Annotated in this window: 15 protein-coding genes and 1 tRNA gene; 6 read left to right on the top strand and 10 right to left on the bottom strand. The window is 61.5% G+C overall.

Translation table 11 applies throughout. From position 1 onward, the window contains the following. Window positions 1-132: 132 nt before the first annotated feature. Entirely contained in the window at window positions 133-1374 is a 1242-nt protein-coding gene (locus tag SH292x_RS21480) for an Lpg1974 family pore-forming outer membrane protein (RefSeq protein ID WP_442483076.1), read from the bottom strand. Between the two features lie 1539 nt (window positions 1375-2913). Beyond that, the gene (locus SH292x_RS21475) at window positions 2914-3714 is read right to left on the bottom strand and encodes an undecaprenyl-diphosphate phosphatase (RefSeq protein WP_442483075.1); all 801 of its coding nucleotides are present in this window, start codon (window positions 3712-3714) and stop codon (window positions 2914-2916) included. Between the two features lie 119 nt (window positions 3715-3833). Between SH292x_RS21475 and SH292x_RS21470 the strand changes: the two genes are divergently transcribed. The 3 genes from SH292x_RS21470 to SH292x_RS21460 all read left to right on the top strand — a co-directional run bounded on the left by SH292x_RS21470 (window position 3834) and on the right by SH292x_RS21460 (window position 7889). Beyond that, window positions 3834-4802 (top strand): MBL fold metallo-hydrolase, encoded by a 969-nt coding sequence (locus SH292x_RS21470; protein ID WP_442483074.1) that lies wholly within the window; start codon window positions 3834-3836, stop codon window positions 4800-4802. Window positions 4803-5059: 257 nt separating this feature from the next. Continuing rightward, window positions 5060-6604: a tetratricopeptide repeat protein gene (locus SH292x_RS21465; RefSeq protein WP_442483073.1), complete on the top strand. Its 1545-nt coding sequence runs from the start codon at window positions 5060-5062 to the stop codon at window positions 6602-6604. A 19-nt stretch (window positions 6605-6623) separates the two neighbouring features. Continuing rightward, window positions 6624-7889, top strand: coding sequence for a polysaccharide biosynthesis/export family protein (locus SH292x_RS21460; protein ID WP_442483072.1), 1266 nt, complete (start codon window positions 6624-6626; stop codon window positions 7887-7889). Window positions 7890-7972: 83 nt separating this feature from the next. On the opposite strand, the gene cutA is transcribed toward SH292x_RS21460, so the two are convergent. Next, a complete protein-coding gene (gene cutA / locus SH292x_RS21455) occupies window positions 7973-8299 on the bottom strand; it encodes a divalent-cation tolerance protein CutA (RefSeq protein ID WP_442483071.1) in 327 nt (108 codons plus the stop codon). A gap of 160 nt (window positions 8300-8459) precedes the next feature. Here cutA and SH292x_RS21450 point away from each other — a divergent pair, with 160 nt between their 5' ends. Then, a complete protein-coding gene (locus tag SH292x_RS21450) occupies window positions 8460-9731 on the top strand; it encodes a glycosyltransferase (protein WP_442483070.1) in 1272 nt (423 codons plus the stop codon). On the opposite strand, the gene obgE is transcribed toward SH292x_RS21450, so the two are convergent. The 5 genes from obgE to SH292x_RS21425 form a co-directional block, all read right to left on the bottom strand. Continuing rightward, window positions 9695-10696 carry a GTPase ObgE gene (gene obgE / locus SH292x_RS21445; protein ID WP_442483069.1) on the bottom strand — a complete coding sequence of 334 codons (1002 nt, stop codon included), beginning with the start codon at window positions 10694-10696 and terminating at the stop codon, window positions 9695-9697. The genes SH292x_RS21450 and obgE overlap by 37 nt on opposite strands. Window positions 10697-10808: 112 nt before the next feature. Then, entirely contained in the window at window positions 10809-11054 is a 246-nt protein-coding gene (rpmA, locus tag SH292x_RS21440) for a 50S ribosomal protein L27 (protein ID WP_442483068.1), read from the bottom strand. Window positions 11055-11196: 142 nt separating this feature from the next. After that, window positions 11197-12165: a hypothetical protein gene (locus SH292x_RS21435; protein WP_442483067.1), complete on the bottom strand. Its 969-nt coding sequence runs from the start codon at window positions 12163-12165 to the stop codon at window positions 11197-11199. Window positions 12166-12419: 254 nt separating this feature from the next. Beyond that, window positions 12420-12788, bottom strand: coding sequence for a hypothetical protein (locus SH292x_RS21430; RefSeq protein ID WP_442483066.1), 369 nt, complete (start codon window positions 12786-12788; stop codon window positions 12420-12422). Further along, window positions 12749-13153: a hypothetical protein gene (locus tag SH292x_RS21425; protein WP_442483065.1), complete on the bottom strand. Its 405-nt coding sequence runs from the start codon at window positions 13151-13153 to the stop codon at window positions 12749-12751. Before SH292x_RS21425 ends, SH292x_RS21430 begins: the two co-directional genes overlap by 40 nt. 448 nt (window positions 13154-13601) lie before the next feature. Here SH292x_RS21425 and SH292x_RS21420 point away from each other — a divergent pair, with 448 nt between their 5' ends. Beyond that, window positions 13602-15458, top strand: coding sequence for a cation:proton antiporter (locus tag SH292x_RS21420; RefSeq protein ID WP_442483064.1), 1857 nt, complete (start codon window positions 13602-13604; stop codon window positions 15456-15458). 85 nt (window positions 15459-15543) lie between these two features. Continuing rightward, window positions 15544-15617 (top strand) — tRNA-Ile (locus SH292x_RS21415). Here SH292x_RS21415 and SH292x_RS21410 read toward each other — a convergent pair. Then, window positions 15577-16716: a tyrosine-type recombinase/integrase gene (locus SH292x_RS21410; RefSeq protein WP_442485876.1), complete on the bottom strand. Its 1140-nt coding sequence runs from the start codon at window positions 16714-16716 to the stop codon at window positions 15577-15579. The two genes, SH292x_RS21415 and SH292x_RS21410, sit on opposite strands and share 41 nt — an antisense overlap. A gap of 492 nt (window positions 16717-17208) precedes the next feature. Beyond that, window positions 17209-17418, bottom strand: coding sequence for a helix-turn-helix transcriptional regulator (locus SH292x_RS21405; protein WP_442483063.1), 210 nt, complete (start codon window positions 17416-17418; stop codon window positions 17209-17211). Between the last annotated feature and the right edge of the window lie 38 nt (window positions 17419-17456).

Raw genomic sequence — 17456 nt, 5'->3', positions numbered from 1 at the left:
ACCTCCAGAAACGCCAAAAGCGGAGGCAATCCCGTTGGATCGCCCCCGCTTCGGTTCTCATCCATCCAGCTCTTCGCTGATTTAGCAGCGTCACTGACTTAACAGCGTCACTGATTTAACAGCGTCACTGATTTAGAAGCGCCACTCGACGCTCGACGTGAGGCCGCTGAACGAAAGGGTGTCGCCGACGTCCACGTAGTTGTCGGCTTGCACCGCGTCGACGAACTCGGGAGTCGTCACGGCGTTGAACCAGTAGATTGCCGTGTAGCCAATCTTCGCACGAACGCAGCCCGAGCAGCTGGTCCACGCCAAGCCGACTTCGTATTCGAGCATCGGCGTGATGCGATCGTCTTCCCAGCGAACAATCGCCAGGTCGCTGTCGATGGTCGAGTTGTACTGGCGATAGTCGCCGCGGAACGAACCGGCCAGGGCACTCGCCGAAATGTTGCCGTAGCTCGAGAACCGGCCATGTCCGAGGAATCGCTCGCCATCGAGGCCGACCTTCAAGCCGCCGCCGTCGAAGTCGATCTCGGTCGTGGTGTCGATCACACCACCTTGCGAGCCGCCGAACGTGCCGTTCTGGCTAAACCTCTGATCGAGCCGGCCGTAGCGACCACCGATGCTGTAGTTGATCCAGCTGCAATCCGTGGCGGCCAGAATCCGGCGAAACTCACCATCGGCGAGCTGCATGCGAAGGTCGTACGTAGCCGACACGGGACCGGCCGAGCTGGTGACCGCGGTGCCCGGATGATGAACCAGCGAGCCAACCGTACCCAAGCCACCACCCACGTTGCCCGGTGGTGTCAGGTAGTCGACGGCGCTCGAATCGAGGTAGAGGTAGTTCACCACGACGCTGCTGCATTGATCGCACGCAATCGCACCACCCACGCGAACACCGGGAGTGTGATCGGGATCGGCAACACCAATCAAACCAAACGGCACGGTACCCGCGCCACCGGTTCCGTTTTGCTGCTGCGCATGGTGCATGTCGGCACCCGTCGGATGCAGGTATAAGAACTGCGCCCACACCGCAGTGCGATGCGCCCAAGGCGGAACGCACGGATCGCAGCAATCGAGGGCACAGGGATCATCGCATGCCGGCTCGCAGCAATTGGTATCGCAGCACGCGCCGCCTCCGCAGTTGCCCTGTTCGCAATAGGGACCCGAGGCGTAGCCCGACTCGCAATCGGAGCAGTAGGCCATCGAAGCCCAAGCGTCTTCTTGTTGTTGACTTTGCTGTTCTTGATTTTGACTTCCAGCAAACGCGGCGCGTACGGTTGGCTGAGCACCCCGCGCCACGCCAGTTGTCAGCACTAGGCTCGCGAGCAACAGCCCGGCGACCCCACGACCAATCCCCTTCGAGGAAATGGACATCCCCGCCTCCCCCTAAAAAGTGTTCAATGGTTGGCGCGCTCATCGCCGCGCCCCGTCTCCCCCAGGCAGTTCCCCAGGACCCCGCGCTCACTCCCCCAAGGAGGTTGGCTTGTAACGGTCCTACTGCCTGGGAGGAATGATCGGTCACCCGCGTCGCGGTTGTTCGCAATGTCCGCGTTTTGCCGGTTAGTTAAAAAGGGTAAAGTCTGCGGCTAGGCGCGACGGAAGTTTCGCTAGCAGTGCGCGCAGCGTTGGAGTTCCACTCTCCCTTCCGTGGCGCAAGCATCCTGCTTGCCACCTTGCAGCCGCGGAGCGGCGACAGCGCGTAGCCAGGGGCGCGAGCCCCTGGACCAATCGCCCCCCACAGCGAAAGCCGCGGAGCGGCGACAGCGCAATCGCCATTGGCATCAAATCACGAGAACGTCCGCCGGGCATCCCCACTCACTCCAGCTCTCCCAATCCCTCTCTCTCTCTCTCTCTCTCTCTCTCTCTCTCTCTCTCTCCGAGGCTGGAGCTCGCTGTCGCCACTCCGCGGCTCACGGTCACACGTTGCACATCCAACCAGGGGCTCGCGCCCCTGGCTATGCGCTGTCGCCGCTCCGCGGCTGGGGAAAGCGAGGCAAGATTTCCCCACATTCTCCGCAGAATTCCCGGTCCGAAAACTATTTTCGAGAAAATGTACGTTTGTCCAAAAAGGGACTAGAAAGTACTCGCGCCTATGGTAGGTTAGCAACTGTACATACAAGTAGGCCGGATCAAGCGGAGCGCCGATCCGGCAAAGGACGCTGAAAAGAAAGAAGAAACAAAGCCATTTAAAACACGCACACGCCATCCGTTTCCTAGCCACGAAGTGGCGCGCTTCGATAGCCCAGGACGAAGTCCTGGGAACTCTTCCATAACTACGACGATAGTCCCAACGGGACGCGCTACCGGTGCGCACACGCGTGACCGTAGCGCGCTCTTTCAGAGCTGACAATCACCATCTCATCACTCTACCCAGGGCTCCGCCCTGGGCTATCAAAGCGCGCTCCTTCGGAGCTAACCGCTTGGCGCCTCTGCGCCTTTGCGCCTTTGCGTGTGACAGGAACCAACTCAAACCCGAGGAGCAACCTGCGACATCGCGAGCGCCAACAACTCCCACACGCCAAGCGCCGGGTCGGCGCGGAGCTTGACCCGGCCTACTAGTCGCATGGACCGTTCACTCGCGAACTCAGCCCCCACCCCAGCCCTCCCCCGAGACGTCGTTGCGATCAAAGTGTCACCGACGAGCAACGTACCCCGCGCAATGACTTGGGGGAGGGAGTTAGAAACATAAAGTCGCACCTGCGGTTTACCCCTGCGACATTACTCTTTTCAGTCCCGAGAGCAAGCAATGAATTCGACCGAGAAAACACGACACTTTTTAACGCACGCGGCCTCGCGCAAAAAGAATAAAGTCGCACCCAATGAAAAAGTCGCGAAAGTGCGACATTACTCGCGCGAGGTGGGGAGCCTGATAAGGGACTCGAATGACCACGGCCCTTACGGGCCCCGCTCGCCTCAGCCTAGTAGTTGCCAGGTGACGACGGCGATGCCTAGCGGGACGAGGTACCACGCAAAGATCGAGAGCGTTCCTTGTCGCACGAAACGAATCAGGAGCAACAGCGATCCCCAGCCAACGACGAACGACACCACGAAGCCCACGACGAGTACAGCAATCGGGGTTCCCGTTGCTCCCTCTTCCAAAATGTCGAGTCCTTCGAGGAAGCCGGCACCAGCGATGGCGGGGATGGCCATGAGGAACGCAAACGTGGCGGCCGACTCGCGGCGAAGCCCGCATGCGATGCCCGCGGCGATGGTGGTTCCGCTACGCGAAATGCCGGGCAGGATGGCGAAGGCTTGCGCGAGACCGATGAGCAGCGCCCGCGAGTAACTGATCTCGGTGTAGTCGGTGTCGCCCGGCGTTCGGCGCATGGCGAACACCAGCATCATCGCAGTCACAGGAAACAAACAACCAACGAGCAATACATTTTCAAGGATTTGATCCGCTTGATAATCACTCAGTCCTTTTTTGATCCCAATGCCAACGATCGCTGCAGGAATGGTCGCCAGCACTACGGCGACGGCAACACGCTTATCGCGTGTGAACATGCGAACGATCTCGCGCCGGTAATGCACGAGCACCGCCAGCAGCGTGCCGAGGTGGAGCACGACGTTCACTTCCAGCATGTCCTCGGCGGGAGCGTGCCCCATCGCTTGGAGCAAGGCGTTGGCGACCACCAAATGCCCCGACGAGCTGATTGGCAGGAACTCGGCGATGCCCTGAATGATGCCGAGGAGGATGATTTCGAGATAACCCATGCTGACTAACCAACCAGAGCGAGCGGAAACGGAATGTGATAGGATAGCACGCAGGGGGTGCGGCGTGATTGCCGGAACAATCGATACAACCCACCCCGCGTGCTTTCCGCAGCAGTTCCATGTTCCACTACGACGACGGCCTGAAAATCACGCGAGCCGGCCTGGCGGTCGACTTTCGTCGTCGCCAGCCGCGAGGATTCGTCTCGCACGCCCACGCCGACCACATGGCACGGCACGAAATGGCGTACGCAACGCCGGCGACGGGGGCGCTGTATCGCCATCGACTCGGCAAGCTCCTGCAGGTTCGCGAGATGCCGTACCACGCACCGATGAAGCTGGGCGAGGTCGAGCTCACCACTTATCCAGCTGGACACTGCTTGGGTTCCGCCATGCTGCTCGCGGACGATGGCAAGGAGCGCTTGCTCTACACGGGCGATTTCAAGCTAGGCGATTCGCTCACCGCCGAGCCTGCGGAGCTTCCGCACACAGACATATTAGTAATGGAGACTACGTTCGGCTCGCCCCGCTACCGCATGCCACCCCGCGAGCTGGTGATCGAGCAGTTGCTCGAGACAATCGAAGCAGCGAAGAGTCAGGGAAAAACGCCCGTTGTTCACGCCTACGCGCTCGGCAAAGCCCAGGAAGTCACGGCGATCCTCACACGGCACGGGCAGCGAGTACTCCAGCATCCAACGATCGCCGAAGTGAGCAAAGTCTACGAGAAGTGTGGCGCGAAGCTCGGCAATTACGGCATGTATCGTCGCCAGACACTGAATGGTCAGGTGGTAGTGACCCTGCCACAGTCGATGAAGGGGTTTCGCCTGGCCGGCCTTGGAGAGACGGTGTCGATCGCCGTGACGGGTTGGGCGGTGAATCCTTCGACGCAAGCTCGGCTGGGTGTCGACGTGGCGCTACCTCTCTCCGATCACGCGGATTTCGACGAGCTGCTGGAGGCCGCCGGGCGGGTAGCGCCGCGAAAGATCTACACCACGCATGGGCCAAAAGGCTTCGACGAACACCTTCGCAATGCGGGTTTCAACGCCGAGCCTCTCTTGCCCGAAACGCAGCGCCGTCTCTTCCAGTCGTAAAGCTGCCAGCCGTAAAGCGTGCTAGCAGCCATTGGAAACTGCATAAGGTTTGCGGCCAGCGCCGTGTGCTAGCGATTGAAGCGGGTAGGGTTATGCGGGCCGTGCCGAGTGCGCGGGTCGCAGCTAGGTTCGATTGCACGGCTTTTGCTAGTTCGGCCGCCAATGACTGGCCGACTTTCACTTGGCAAGTGGTGCGCCCGCGTTTGGCGTGCGCACCGAGCTGTATCGACCCTGGCCGCTTCCCCCTGATTGTTTCCATGCATCGAATGCCGCGACCAAGGCGAACGACAACGCTGCTGCTCACCGGGCTAGCGCTCGGCGCTGCTGGATGTAGCAGCGAGCCCGTAGCTGATCCAACGGCGCAGCTTGCTCCTCCACAAGCGTGGACCGCGCCGGACGAAAGCATCCTCGCGGGAAGCCTTCCGCCAGAGAAGAAGAAAGTGTCGCGGGTAGTCAATCGTGTAGCGCAGCGAGAGCCGCAGCTCTTTCGATTGCCCCCGCCCCCCGAGATGAGTGTCCTGGTGCGAATGCCCGAGGCACCCGTGAGTTCCGACGTCACGCCGCCCGGCATCACGCCGGAAGTCGACCATCCAGTCGATCACCAAGTCGCCGACGCCGATCGGGCACCGCTGCTGGAGTTGCTCCCGCCGATTCAGGAGGAAGAGCTAGCGGGGGATCGCGGGGTGCTTGAGTTCGAGGAATTTGAGGAGCCCGTGGTCGCGGAAGCAGAGGCTGCACCCGCGGAGCCCGAGCTGCCCGCGAAGACGCAAGCGAAGCACGAGGGTGCCCTGTTGCACGGAGAAGTGGCTGCCGTGGATACGCCCTCGCCGAGCCATGCTTACGAAGTGGACGAGTTTGACGAAGACGCTGCGGCGGCCGCGGCGACTTCGATCGACGAGCTAATGGCCTACTATCCGGCCGAGGATCAACTCAGCGAGCAGTTCCGTCCCCGAGTGCAGGAAGCGTTTACGCTTGCACGGCATGGGGCGCTCCACGCGGCTCGGGCACGGTTCGAGCAGTTGCTCGTCGAGCTCGCCCAGTCCAAGGACGCGAGTCAAATGACCGACCGCCACACACGGTCGCTCGCCGCCGGTTTACGAGCGCTGGCCGAGGCTGACGATTTCGCGAAATGCACGAATGGCAAGATTCGCCCCCAGGGGATCGCCGCCGGGCACCAGACACCGATGCTGCACGAGAGCAAATCGGAGTGGACGCTCGCGCACGAAGCGACCGCCATGTACCACCTCTATGCCCAGCAGAAGCTCGCAGCGGCGGTGAAGGGGGAGCAGGCGGGCTCGATGATGCTGTTTGGCATGGGCAAGATCTACGCCCAAATGGCCGCGCGGGACAACACGCCGCAGGCCATCCGCAAGAGCTTGACCATGTATCGCAGTGCGGTGGTGGCTCATCCGCAGAATCACTTGGCGGCGAACGAAGCGGGCGTGCTCCTCGCGCGGGCAGGGCGTTATCCGCAGTCGCTCGAGATGCTCGAGCACTCGGTGAAGCTCGCCAATGCCAGCGCCACGCATCGCAACTTGGCGTACGTGCAAGGAAAGCTGAACCATCCCGAACTCGCCCAGATGCACGAGCAGACGGCGATGCAACTTGCACAGCATGAGATTTCGCGAGGACAGTTCTCGGCCGAACGCGGGATCCAATGGGTCTCGCCGGACGAGTTCAATCGCATGGGGAGTGATTCTCCCGCGGGGAGCGTTGCCTCGGCGCCGAACACACCCGCCCAGGCCCCCGCGACGCAGGCGGCATCGCCCCAACAGTCGCGCCCCCAGACGACCTGGTGGTAACCAAGTAGACGCATCGAATATGACTTCCAAGACGAAATACCGCCTGCCTGTGCTTGCTACCGCGACCTTCGCGGCCGCGATGCTGTCGCTGCTCGCCATGGCGCCGCGCGACCGCGCGGTTCCCGTGGAGACGCCCCCCGCGTCCACGTCGCCCGAGATCGAGCTTTGTCAGGCCATTAGTCCGGCTGCTCCCTACAACATCTGGTCGGTCGACAGCGCCGCCGGTGGTGGGTGTGGTGAAGTGGGTTGGGACTCGCGGGGTTGCAGCAACTGGCAAACCTACGCTCAGGGTGAGTACGTCGGGCATGCTCGCTTGCCCCATGTTTCGGAGTACCGCCTGCGGGTTGGTGATCAGCTCGCGATGTACTACCTGCGGACTCGCGAGGTGCTGTCGCATCCCTACGAACTCCAAGTGGGCGACGTGATTCGTGTCGAATCGCTCACCGCCGGTGGCGGTGTGCCTTCGTCAGGCACAGAAGACGGAGCGACTGGCACCGACGACCTGAGCCGCCAAGTGATCATACAGCCGGACGGCACGATTACGCTTCCCCTGTTGGGCCAAGTACGTGCGGCGGGGCATTCGATTCCGACGCTGCGTGACGAGCTCGAAGAGAAGTACAAGCGTTACTACCGCGTTCCAGCGATTACCGTGACAGCGGTTCGCGTCGACACACGGCTCGAAGACCTCATGGAAACCGTTGATGCCCGCGGTGGTGTGCTCGGTGGTCGTCAGTTGCAAGTGAACGTGACCCCGGCCGGGCAGATTAACCTACCCGCGATTGGCAGCGTGTACGTGCAGGGTCTCACCATTAGCGAAGCGAAGATGGAGATCGACGCTCGCTACCACCAAGTGATTCCTGGTGTTCGGATTACGCCGGACTTGACGCAACGGGCACAGCGGTTCGTGTACGTTCTCGGCCAAGTCCAAACTCCGGGACAATTCGAGTTGCAGGGTCCCACCACGACTATGCAGGCGATTGCGCGGGCGGGTGGCTGGAAAGTCGGCTCGAACCTTCGGCAGGTCGTGGTGTTCCGCCGCGGCGACGACTGGCGACTGCTGGCCACGATGGTCGACCTACGCGGCGCGCTCTACGCCCGCCGCCCCGTGCCGGCGGATGAGATCTGGCTGAACGATTCCGACATCATCCTGGTGCCGAAGAATGCGATTCAAATGGCGGACGAGGTGATCGAGCAAGTCTTCACCCGCGGCGTGTACGCTGCGGTGCCGATCGAAATGATCTGGGGCCAGGGCTTTGGCACGGTGAGTACGATCATCACGCAGTAGCATGAGGGCTGGGGAATCGGACTCGGAGAGCCCTCCCACAAAGCTTCCTTGGAGAGCCCTCCCACATTTAGTAGTTCCAGCGCTCAAGAGGTCGTGCGGGTTTGCTCGTCCATCCAGGCGAGGTACGACTGGCCGCCGTCGATGATCGGCGTGACGATCAGCTCAGGAACGTCGTAAGGATGAAGTTCGGCGATGGCCTGCTTCACGGCGTCGACATTGGCGGTGGATGTCTTGAACGTGACGACCATCTCCTCGGTGTACTCAACGCGGCCCTGCCAGCGGTAGACGCTGCGGACAGGTCCCGCGATTTGCGCACACGCCACGAGGCGGCGGTCCACCAGGTCGGTGGCAATTTGCTGGGCGACCGCGTGGTCGCCGGTTGTGGTGGTGATGACAACGAAGTCGGGCATGGCAGAAGTCTCAGAGGGGTAAGGTCGAGTCGATTGTAGCGAATGGAGCGTGCCAACGCATGCAGTCCCGTGGCGAACTCGCTCATCGGCCGGCCGCCGGGCGAGGCTCGGCGTAAGCTTGAGAATCAGCCCGTCCCTTCGACCAATTGTGCTTCGATCCATGTCCGGCTCACCTCCCACGATCCATTTATTTCCAACCGAAGTGCTCTCCACCGAAGCGCGCGAGAAACCTTCGCAACGCCTCGCGAGTGACGAGCAGCCGGTGCTGCTGCCGCTTCGTCCGCCGATTACCACGCGCGTGCTGCACGTGATCAATGGCGAGCACTACTCGGGTGCCGAGCGGGTGCAGGACTTGCTCGCGATGCAGCTAGCGAACGAGGGATTCGGGGTCGACTTCGCCGCGCTGAAGAGCGGCAAGTTCGGCGAAGTGCGGAAGTCGAAGGTGCGGCTAGTGCCCCTGAAGATGCGCTCGCGGCTCGATTTCCGGGCGGTGGGTGGCATCAAACAGCTCGTGCATCAACATGGCTATCGCATCCTGCACGCTCACACTCCGCGGACGGCGCTGGTGACGGCAATCGCGGCGAGGTCGCTCGGTGTGCCGTGGGTATATCACGTTCACAGTCCCGTGTCTCGCGACTCGGATCGCTACTGGCAGAATCGCATCAACTCGTGGGTCGAGAAGTTCTGCCTGAAGAACGCTTCACGCGTAGTGGTGGTTTCGCCATCGCTCGAACCGTACATGATCGAGCGCGGAGTGCCGGCGTCGAAGATCATCGTGATCCCCAACGGCGTGCCGGTCTGCGAAAACGTTGAGGAGCGCGCACCACGCACGGGGCCATTGGTGGTTGGCATGGTGGCGCTGTTCCGCCCGCGTAAGGGAACCGAGGTATTGCTGGAGTCACTGGCTGCCGCGCTTTCGTTAGGGCATGACGTTCGCGTACGGCTCATTGGTGGTTTCGAGACGCCCGAGTACGAGAAGCAGATTCGCGCCAAGGTTGAAAAGCTCGGCATCGCCGACCAGGTGGAGTTCACCGGCTTTACGACCAACGTCGCGGGGGAGCTGGCGAAGCTCGACGTGATGGTGCTGCCGAGTTTGTACGGCGAAGGTCTGCCGATGGTGGTGCTCGAAGCAATGGCAGCCGGCGTGCCGGTGATTGCTTCGCATGTCGAAGGTGCCAGCACGGCGATCGAACATCGCGAATCGGGCCTGTTGGTCGAGGCGGGAAGCGTCAGTCAATTGACCGACGCGATCGGCGAGTTCGCCAGCGGCGCGGTCGACTGCGAGTCGCTCGCCCGCTGCGCTCGGGAGCGTCACCGCGAGCAGTTCTCGGACGTCGCGATGGCTCGCGGCATGGCATCCGTGTACCACGAAATGCTGGAAGAAGTCGCCGCCCGTCAGTCGGCTGCACGCGATTCGCGGAGTAACTCGTAGGTCCGCCGAAGTACCCGATTGAGTCCTTCGCCCGTGACGGAGGAGAACGAGTAAACTTCGCGACCGGTTTCGGCGGCAAGTTTTTCGGCAAGTTCCTTGGCGCCAGGTAGTTCGCATTTGCTGACGGCGATGATCTCGGGCACCGATGCCAATTCGCTCGAGTGCTGTTCGAGCTCATTGCGAATCGTGTGGTAGTTCGCCACCGGATCGCTCTGGTCCATTGGCATCGGCTCGACGAGGTGCACGAGCACCCGAGTGCGTTCGACGTGCCGAAGAAACTCAAGGCCGAGGCCGGCTCCTTCGTGAGCCCCTTCGATCAATCCGGGAATGTCGGCCATGACAAATTCGGTGTCGAGGTCGACCTGGACGATGCCGAGGTTGGGCTTCTTGGTCGTGAACGGGTAGTCGGCGATCTCGGGGCGAGCTCGCGAGACACGGCTGAGCAACGTGCTCTTGCCGGCGTTGGGTTTCCCCAACAGTCCAACGTCGGCGATCAGCTTGAGCTCGAAGATCACGAAGCGATGCTCTCCTTCGCCGCCAGCGGTGTACTCGCGGGGAACTTGGTTCGTGGAGCTCTTGAAGCGGATGTTGCCTTTGCCCCCCTGCCCACCTCGGGCGGCTACCACGCTGTCCCCTTCGTTCTTCAGGTCGCGCAGAATCAGGTTGTGCTTAGCGTCGCGGAGCAGTGTGCCGGGGGGAACGCGGATGATCAGGTCTTCGGCATTTGCACCGTGGCAGCCACTCCCGCCACCGGGCACTCCGTTGCGGGCCCGCCAGTGCTTGCGATGGGCAAGTTCGGCGAGGCTATCGACACCTGGCTCGGCGACGACGATAACGCTGCCGCCGTTGCCACCGTCGCCACCGTCGGGGCCACCGCGAGGGATGTACTTCTCGCGGCGGAAGCTGGCGCAGCCGTCGCCCCCTTTGCCGGCTACGAGTTCGACTTCCACGCGATCGACGAACATGGCTGTGGCGGGGGTAAGAGTGGGGAGAACGTGCGGAGCAAAAAAAAAGGGACGCACGGGGCGTCCCTTATGTTATACGCTAAGGAGCTGTTAGCGGAGCGAGCTAGCCAGATTAGTTGGCGAGCACGTTCACGCGGCGGCCTTCCTGATCGAACTTGACGGTGCCTTCGATCAGCGCGAACAGCGTGAAGTCCTTACCCTGACCGACGCCGGTGCCGGGGTGGAACTTGTTGCCGAGCTGGCGAACCAAGATGCTGCCGGCGGTGACGGTTTGACCGCCGAAACGCTTGACACCACGACGTTGGGCGTTGGAATCGCGACCGTTGCGGCTCGAACCCTGACCTTTTTTATGTGCCATTTCAGTGGACCTTCGCGACTAAGAATCTTCGAGGACTTCTCGATCGATCGCGGAGCAAGCGCTAAGCCGCACCGGCGACGAGAGGTTTGTACGGGGGCTACCCGACGAGGCGCGTGAGACTACCCCATCGAGCCTGGAAATCCTACCGGAAGGTCCACCGGTACGCAACCCCCTCTTCGACGCCGTACAGCGAGCCCTTGCCGGGGGCCACGCCATAGCGAATTTCGGCCTCGTTCTCGAGAAATTCGTCGCCAGGACGCCAGAAATTGAGCTGCAAGGTCTTCACGGCGATTTGGCGTCCCTTGCCAGCGGGGTCGCCCACGCGGAACTCGCCGGGGGTGTCGTCCCAAACAAAAGCGTTGGTCAGCCCGCCGACGAAAACGGAGAAGAAGTCCATCTCGGGGTCGACTTGCTCCCAAATCGCCACTCCCCACACGGTGTTGTCTTCGCCCTCGGTGCTGACGGCGATTTCTTGGCTGGCCATCTCGGCGCTGTTGAGAAGCTCGACCCCGGGGACTTCGCGGTCGCGAATCGTATCGACGACTTCGGGCAGGATCCGATCGAGGTACGCCTTGTAAATCTTCTGGCCCCCGGCGTCGACGTCCTGCCCCTCGAGTACAAAGTGAGGTAGGAAACGAACCGGCTTGGGCTCGGCAGCTTCGACCGAGAACTCGCCCGCTTCGTTCTCAACGGGGCGAAGGCGATCGCCATTATTGCGAACGTTGTAAACCAAGTACCACAGCAGCTTACGCTCGGTTTGGCCGTCGGGGCGAGTGATGTCGACATTGATCATACGGAGCGGCTTGAACGTGAACTGAAGGCCCCACACTTCGTTACTGAAACCAACGTTCTGCGCCTTGCTGTAGAGCGTCCGCGTTTTGGCGAAGGTCTTGGGGTCCCAGTCGAGCGCCTTGTTCGAGGCGATCTCGATCATCGGGTGCCGGCTGTAAGTTTCTTCCGGCAAGATCTCGGGCGGAATGGTTGTTAGCACGCCCCTCGCGAACACACGTGGCTCGGTCCGCGGCGCTTGGGCGTCGACCGAAGCGGGCGTAATCAGTGCCAGCACGGAGAAGAGTGCCGAGAAGAGCAAAGATAAGGGCAGGCGAAGCATGGCGGCTTAGTCGGTGGTGCAGTGTTCTCTTCGAAGGGGCGATGCGTCCCACGGGGGAGCAAATTCGCTCGTAAGTTCCTGCCCGCATTATATTTGGCCGGCGGGGCGAGAGCAAACTTCGCCCCGTTCGATGGGCCTGAGCCCCGGCGATTCCGCACCACCGGCACTCGCCGCACACTCCACAAAAAACGACCTCGCGCCAGGCCGGGCCCAACGCGAGGTCGTCAGCAGGGGGGAACACTCGGCAAATGCCGTTAGGTTTTCTCTACTTTCTCTTCGCTTTTGTCGTCGTTTTTCTTCTCGCTGTCGTCCGCCGCTGGGCGGCCACCAGGACCGCGTCCACCACGTTCGCCTCGGCCACCGCCGCGACGCGACTCGGCATTAGCGGGTCCTCGCTCGCCATCGCCACGATCGGCCCACGGATTGCCGCGGCCTTCGCGATCGCCAGGGCCACGGCCCGGACCACGGCCTTCGCCCGGTCCGCCGCGACCTTCACCGCGACCAAAACCAGGACCACCGGCACCGGGACCACCGGGACGGCCTTCGCGGAAGGCGCGACCCATGACCATGAACTCCTCTTTGCTTAGTTGGCCATCGCCATCTTTGTCGAGACGTGTGAACATCGCTTCGGAACCAAGACCACCAGGGCGGCCTTCTGGTCCGAAACCTTGAGGAGGTCCACCACGACCTGGACCACCGAAGCCGGGGCCACGACCACGGCCTTCGCCAGGTCCGCGATCACCACGCTCGGCGCGGTCGCCGCGTTCCGCACGGTCGCCATCGCCTTCGCGAGGAGGACGTGGTCCACGAGGACGGTCGCCATCTCCATCACGCGGTCCGCGAGCACCGTCTCCGTCGCGTGGTCCACGCCCGCGATCGCCGCGAGCTTGATCGCCACCACGTTCGCCGCCGCGACGAGCTTCTCCGCGACCTTCGCCACGGCCTTCTCCATCGCGCCCGGCTTCACGGCGACGCTCTTGCATGGCACTTCGCATGGCGGAGCGCTCTTCGTCGTTCAGCTCGCCGTCGCCATCTTTGTCAAAACGCTCTAGCAGTTGTTTCATTCGTTCGGGATCGCGTGGTCCGCGCTCGCCGCGCGGGCGATCTCCGTCTTGCGCCAGTGCTGGACTTGCTATCAGCAGTGCCAACGCGGCGATGGTTAGGTAACGTTGCATAGTTCCAATTCTCCTCTGAATATCTGAAGACACGCACGCCAGGCCGCTTGTCTGTTTATCCCACCTGGAAAAACCGGCAGCCGGCGACGGCCAAGATTCGCTCGAGCACTCTTGGTCACGAGAGTACAAACCCCAAGTACAAGGGGTAGTATCGGGGGAACTTGGAATTTCTTGGCGACTTGCTGCCGATGACTGACGCTCCCCCCTGTTAGCGGTAACGACTACACTGACAGGACTCTAACGCACAGGCTAGCGACTCATATGCAATACCCGCCCTACCTTCTCGAGACTCCCATCTACATGGCCGCCGTGCTGGCACTGGGCATTGCCGCACAGTGGTTGGCGTGGCGGATGAAGGTACCGGCGATTGTGTTCTTGTTGTTCCTTGGCTTCGCCATGGGGTACATCGTTGGTCCGCCCGAGACCTATCTGGGCGACAACGAACAAGGGCGAGCCATTCTGTTTGGCATGGTTTCGCTGGCGGTCGGGGCGATCCTGTTCGAAGGGGGTCTCAGCCTGCGCTTCCAAGAGATCCGCGACCACAGCGGCGTGGTCATTCGGCTCGTCTCGTTGGGCCTGGCCATCACGGCGGTACTGACGACGCTCGCCGCGCGGTACCTCGTGGAGTTCTCGTGGCCAATGGCCGTTTTGATTGGTTCGCTGCTAACGGTGAGCGGCCCGACAGTGATCCTACCGCTGCTGCGACAAGTCCGCCCCGAGCGGCGCGTCGGTTCGATCATCAAGTGGGAAGGCATCGTCAACGATCCCATCGGCGCGGTGCTAGCGGCGCTCGTCTACGAGGTAGTGGTCCACCCTTCGACCGATGGCATGACCCACGGGACGCTGTTCGCCCTGGGTAAGACGATTGTCGTGGGACTTGGACTGGGCCTGGGTGGCGGCTGGGTCATTCGCGAACTGATGCGTCGCTACTTGGTGCCCGACTTCTTGCAGAACGCCGTGGTCCTGGCGATGGTGCTGCTATTGTTCGCGGTGTCGAATCAGTTGCAGTCGGAGTCAGGACTCGTCACCGTGACGGTGCTTGGCATTTACTTGGCGAATCAGCGCTCGGTACCCATCAAGCACGTGGTCGAGTTCAAAGAGAACTTGCGTGTGCTGCTCCTCGCGGTCTTGTTCATCGTGCTCGCGTCGCGGATTCAGCCCTCGATGGCGGAACTCGAGGACATCGGCTGGCGCGGCATCGTGTTCGTGTTGCTACTGATCTTCCTGGTGCGACCTATCGCCGCGTTTGTTTCGACATGGGGGAGCGATCTAACTCGCGAGCAACGAAAGCTACTGGCCTGGATGCATCCGCGGGGTATCGTCGCCGCTGCGGTGGCCACGCTGTTCGCCATTGGCATCGCCGAAGCCCGGCCCGAGTTCGAAGCCGAGGCTCAGAAAATGGTGCTCGTGGTGTTTCTGGTGGTCGTCGGTACGGTGACGATCTATGGATTGTCACTCGGCCGCGTGGCGAAGTCACTAGGCCTATCGCGCGAGGATCCGCAGGGCGTGCTCTTCGTGGGGGCGTCGCCCCTAGTACGTGAGCTCGCTCGCTCGCTTCGCGACGAAGGCTTCGGCACGCTGCTCGTCGACACCAATCCCGAGAACATTTCGCTGGCGCGAATGGACGGGCTGCCGGTGTGCTACGCCAGCATTGGCAGCGACTTTGTCCATCATGAGACCGACCTGGGCGAGCTCGGCAATCTGCTTGCGATGACTTCGAACGACGAAGTCAACACCCTCGCCGCGAGCGAGTTCGCCGAGCAGTTCGGTAGCGCGAACGTCTATCAGTTTTCGCCGCACGACAAAGCAAGCCAGCGACACCAACGCGTGCCAGCCCACTTGCGCGGCCGCATCCTGTTCGCCGACGGCCTGACGGAAGATCAAGTGCGCGATCGTTACGAAGCGGGCTTTCGGATTAAGAAGACCACGCTGAGCGAAGGTTTCACAATGAAGCAGTTCCGAGAAAAGTACGGCAGCGACGCCATCCTGATGTTCGTGCTCCCCGATAAGTCGCGCCTGACGGTGATCGCCAGCAATTCGACCTACGAACCGAAACCAGGCCACAAACTCATCGCCCTGGTGCCCCCGCAGCCAGCGGGCACGCCCACCGAAGCCTAGCACTCGCGAGCCGCGAACCGGTGCGTATAATGGCAGGTCCTAGTGAAACGCGAGACGACGATACGCGTCGCCCAGCGTCCAACTTGGTCCGGTAGCTCAGTCGGTTAGAGCAGGGGACTCATAATCCCTTGGTCGGGGGTTCGAGTCCCTCCCGGACTACTGTACGAAATGACACTGGTAGACCTGACGTGATAGGAGGGGAAAAACCCGAGGTTTTTGCATATTCCTCGTTTTCGTGTCCTTCCCAGCCGCTGGTGTCTGACACTGTCTGCGTCGGATTTTGCGTCGCTTTTTGGAAGTCGTCTTCGGTGACTTGCAGGTAGTGTTTAGCCGCGATTGCCTGGGAGTTTCCGATCCAATCGCACACCACATGCATGGGATAATCTCGCGCTAATTCGGTCTCGCGAGTGCTGCGTAGATTCTGGAACAGCTTGGGCCACGGTTTGACCCCTGCTCGCTTCATAATCCTCTGAAGGCCGGTTCTCCAATTCACCGTCCCATCTCGATCACCCTGGATGACGTAGGGGTCGTCAGGGTCGGCTAGCACCAGGGCGTCCAGGAGCAGGGGTTTGAGCTCCGGAAACAGCGGGATGGTGCGTGAGGCCCGTCCCACGTGGTGCTCGGTCTTGGGCGAGTGGACCACCATACGGTCGTTTTCCCAGTCGATGTCGTCCCACCGCAGTGCTAGGTGCTCTGAGGGGCATCGGAATCCGCCGAAGCGACCCAGGGCAAAAATGAGCCGCCACTGGGCGTCCGGGCACGCGTCGAGCACCGCATCCGCCTCGATTCGCGTCACGAAGTAGAACTTCTCGGGGCTGGCCAGGGTCGTCGACTTCAGGTGGCTAAATGGATTGGAGTCGATCAGGCCCTTCCGCATGGCCGCAGAGAAGAACTGCTGCGCGATCTGGACGTACTTCCGGAGGGTATTCTCCGTCAGTTTCTTGGTGATCAAGGCAATCCGCCATTCGTCCGCATCACCGGCCGTTATGTCCCGCAGTCGCTTCTCCTTTCCGAAGAAGTCGACCAAGTGCCGCTTCGTGATATCGAGCTTCACTGTGGTGCGGTGCTTCAGGTCGGTTCGTCCCTTGATGTAGGCTTCGACGAATTCTTCAAGGCACGCCACGGACCGTGCAGGGATAAGTTGGTGGTGGGAGAGCTTCTCCGCCAGCACATCACCAATTTCGGCCACCCACCGGGCGGTTTCGCCGTCGATGGGATACTTGGTGATTTGTGCATTCACCAGATTGTCCACGTGCATATCGATGCGTTCCGCATCACGGCGAGGCATTTTGCCAAGGTAAATCGACTTGCGTTTGCCCTCTGCATTCATGTACTGCAGACGCCAGCGGCCACCATTCTTGATCAGACTTCCCATTCTTCAAGCTCTCCTGTGGATATCTTTGGGCGGGATGGGACGTGGTGGCTCTGCCCAGCCACCATTGTACCCGATTTCGACGCTACACTGCCAACGTTTTTGGCTGCTCTTCGCCCCATTTTTCGATCTTGGCGCGAACGCGCCGCGCACGCGGTCCCTGCCGCATCGGCTTGGCGAAAGTCGACTGTTGCTCCAGGACAAGCACATCGCTCAAGTCCTTTCTGAGGAGCTGGGCAACTTCGCCTCGCGAGAGCGTGAACGAGTTGCGATGACGTTGAGTACTCGCATGAGACATCGGGTAGATCTCCAGCTACGCGGGGAGGGGTGAAACACAAATCAGTACAAAGCCGGCGCAAGCCGCCTGAGCAATGCTCGCTAAACGGCGAGCGCCGGACAGCCTGCATCGACCCATTCTTCGATCCGCTTACGCGAATGCCGGATGCACCTTTCGCGAAGCGAGACGGGCCGAGGGATCAGCCCATCCTTCTCCATTCGAGCCACGTGACGCTCGGAGCATTGGAGCAGCTTGGCGACGTCGGAACGGGTTAGGAGGAGGTTGTCGGGGGATTCCTTGGTAGATTTCATAGTTTCTCCAATAGGTTGCTAGAAAACGATTGCTAGAC

The organism is Aeoliella fuhlenseeensis (assembly GCF_052161615.1).
Taxonomy (GTDB): Bacteria; Planctomycetota; Planctomycetia; order Pirellulales; family Lacipirellulaceae; genus Aeoliella.
Note: the sequence above shows the minus strand (reverse complement) of the source record. Positions and strands in the feature narration are given on the sequence as shown.

Coding starts and splice junctions, on each gene's coding strand:
- obgE (WP_442483069.1), bottom strand. CDS start 10,696: ATGTTCGTCGATCGCGTGGAAGTCGAACTCGTAGCCGGCAAAGGGGGC.
- SH292x_RS21475 (WP_442483075.1), bottom strand. CDS start 3,714: ATGGGTTATCTCGAAATCATCCTCCTCGGCATCATTCAGGGCATCGCC.
- cutA (WP_442483071.1), bottom strand. CDS start 8,299: ATGCCCGACTTCGTTGTCATCACCACCACAACCGGCGACCACGCGGTC.
- SH292x_RS21470 (WP_442483074.1), top strand. CDS start 3,834: ATGTTCCACTACGACGACGGCCTGAAAATCACGCGAGCCGGCCTGGCG.
- SH292x_RS21450 (WP_442483070.1), top strand. CDS start 8,460: ATGTCCGGCTCACCTCCCACGATCCATTTATTTCCAACCGAAGTGCTC.
- SH292x_RS21480 (WP_442483076.1), bottom strand. CDS start 1,374: ATGTCCATTTCCTCGAAGGGGATTGGTCGTGGGGTCGCCGGGCTGTTG.
- SH292x_RS21410 (WP_442485876.1), bottom strand. CDS start 16,716: ATGCACGTGGACAATCTGGTGAATGCACAAATCACCAAGTATCCCATC.
- SH292x_RS21420 (WP_442483064.1), top strand. CDS start 13,602: ATGCAATACCCGCCCTACCTTCTCGAGACTCCCATCTACATGGCCGCC.
- rpmA (WP_442483068.1), bottom strand. CDS start 11,054: ATGGCACATAAAAAAGGTCAGGGTTCGAGCCGCAACGGTCGCGATTCC.
- SH292x_RS21465 (WP_442483073.1), top strand. CDS start 5,060: ATGCATCGAATGCCGCGACCAAGGCGAACGACAACGCTGCTGCTCACC.
- SH292x_RS21430 (WP_442483066.1), bottom strand. CDS start 12,788: ATGTTCACACGTCTCGACAAAGATGGCGATGGCCAACTAAGCAAAGAG.
- SH292x_RS21435 (WP_442483067.1), bottom strand. CDS start 12,165: ATGCTTCGCCTGCCCTTATCTTTGCTCTTCTCGGCACTCTTCTCCGTG.
- SH292x_RS21460 (WP_442483072.1), top strand. CDS start 6,624: ATGACTTCCAAGACGAAATACCGCCTGCCTGTGCTTGCTACCGCGACC.
- SH292x_RS21405 (WP_442483063.1), bottom strand. CDS start 17,418: ATGAAATCTACCAAGGAATCCCCCGACAACCTCCTCCTAACCCGTTCC.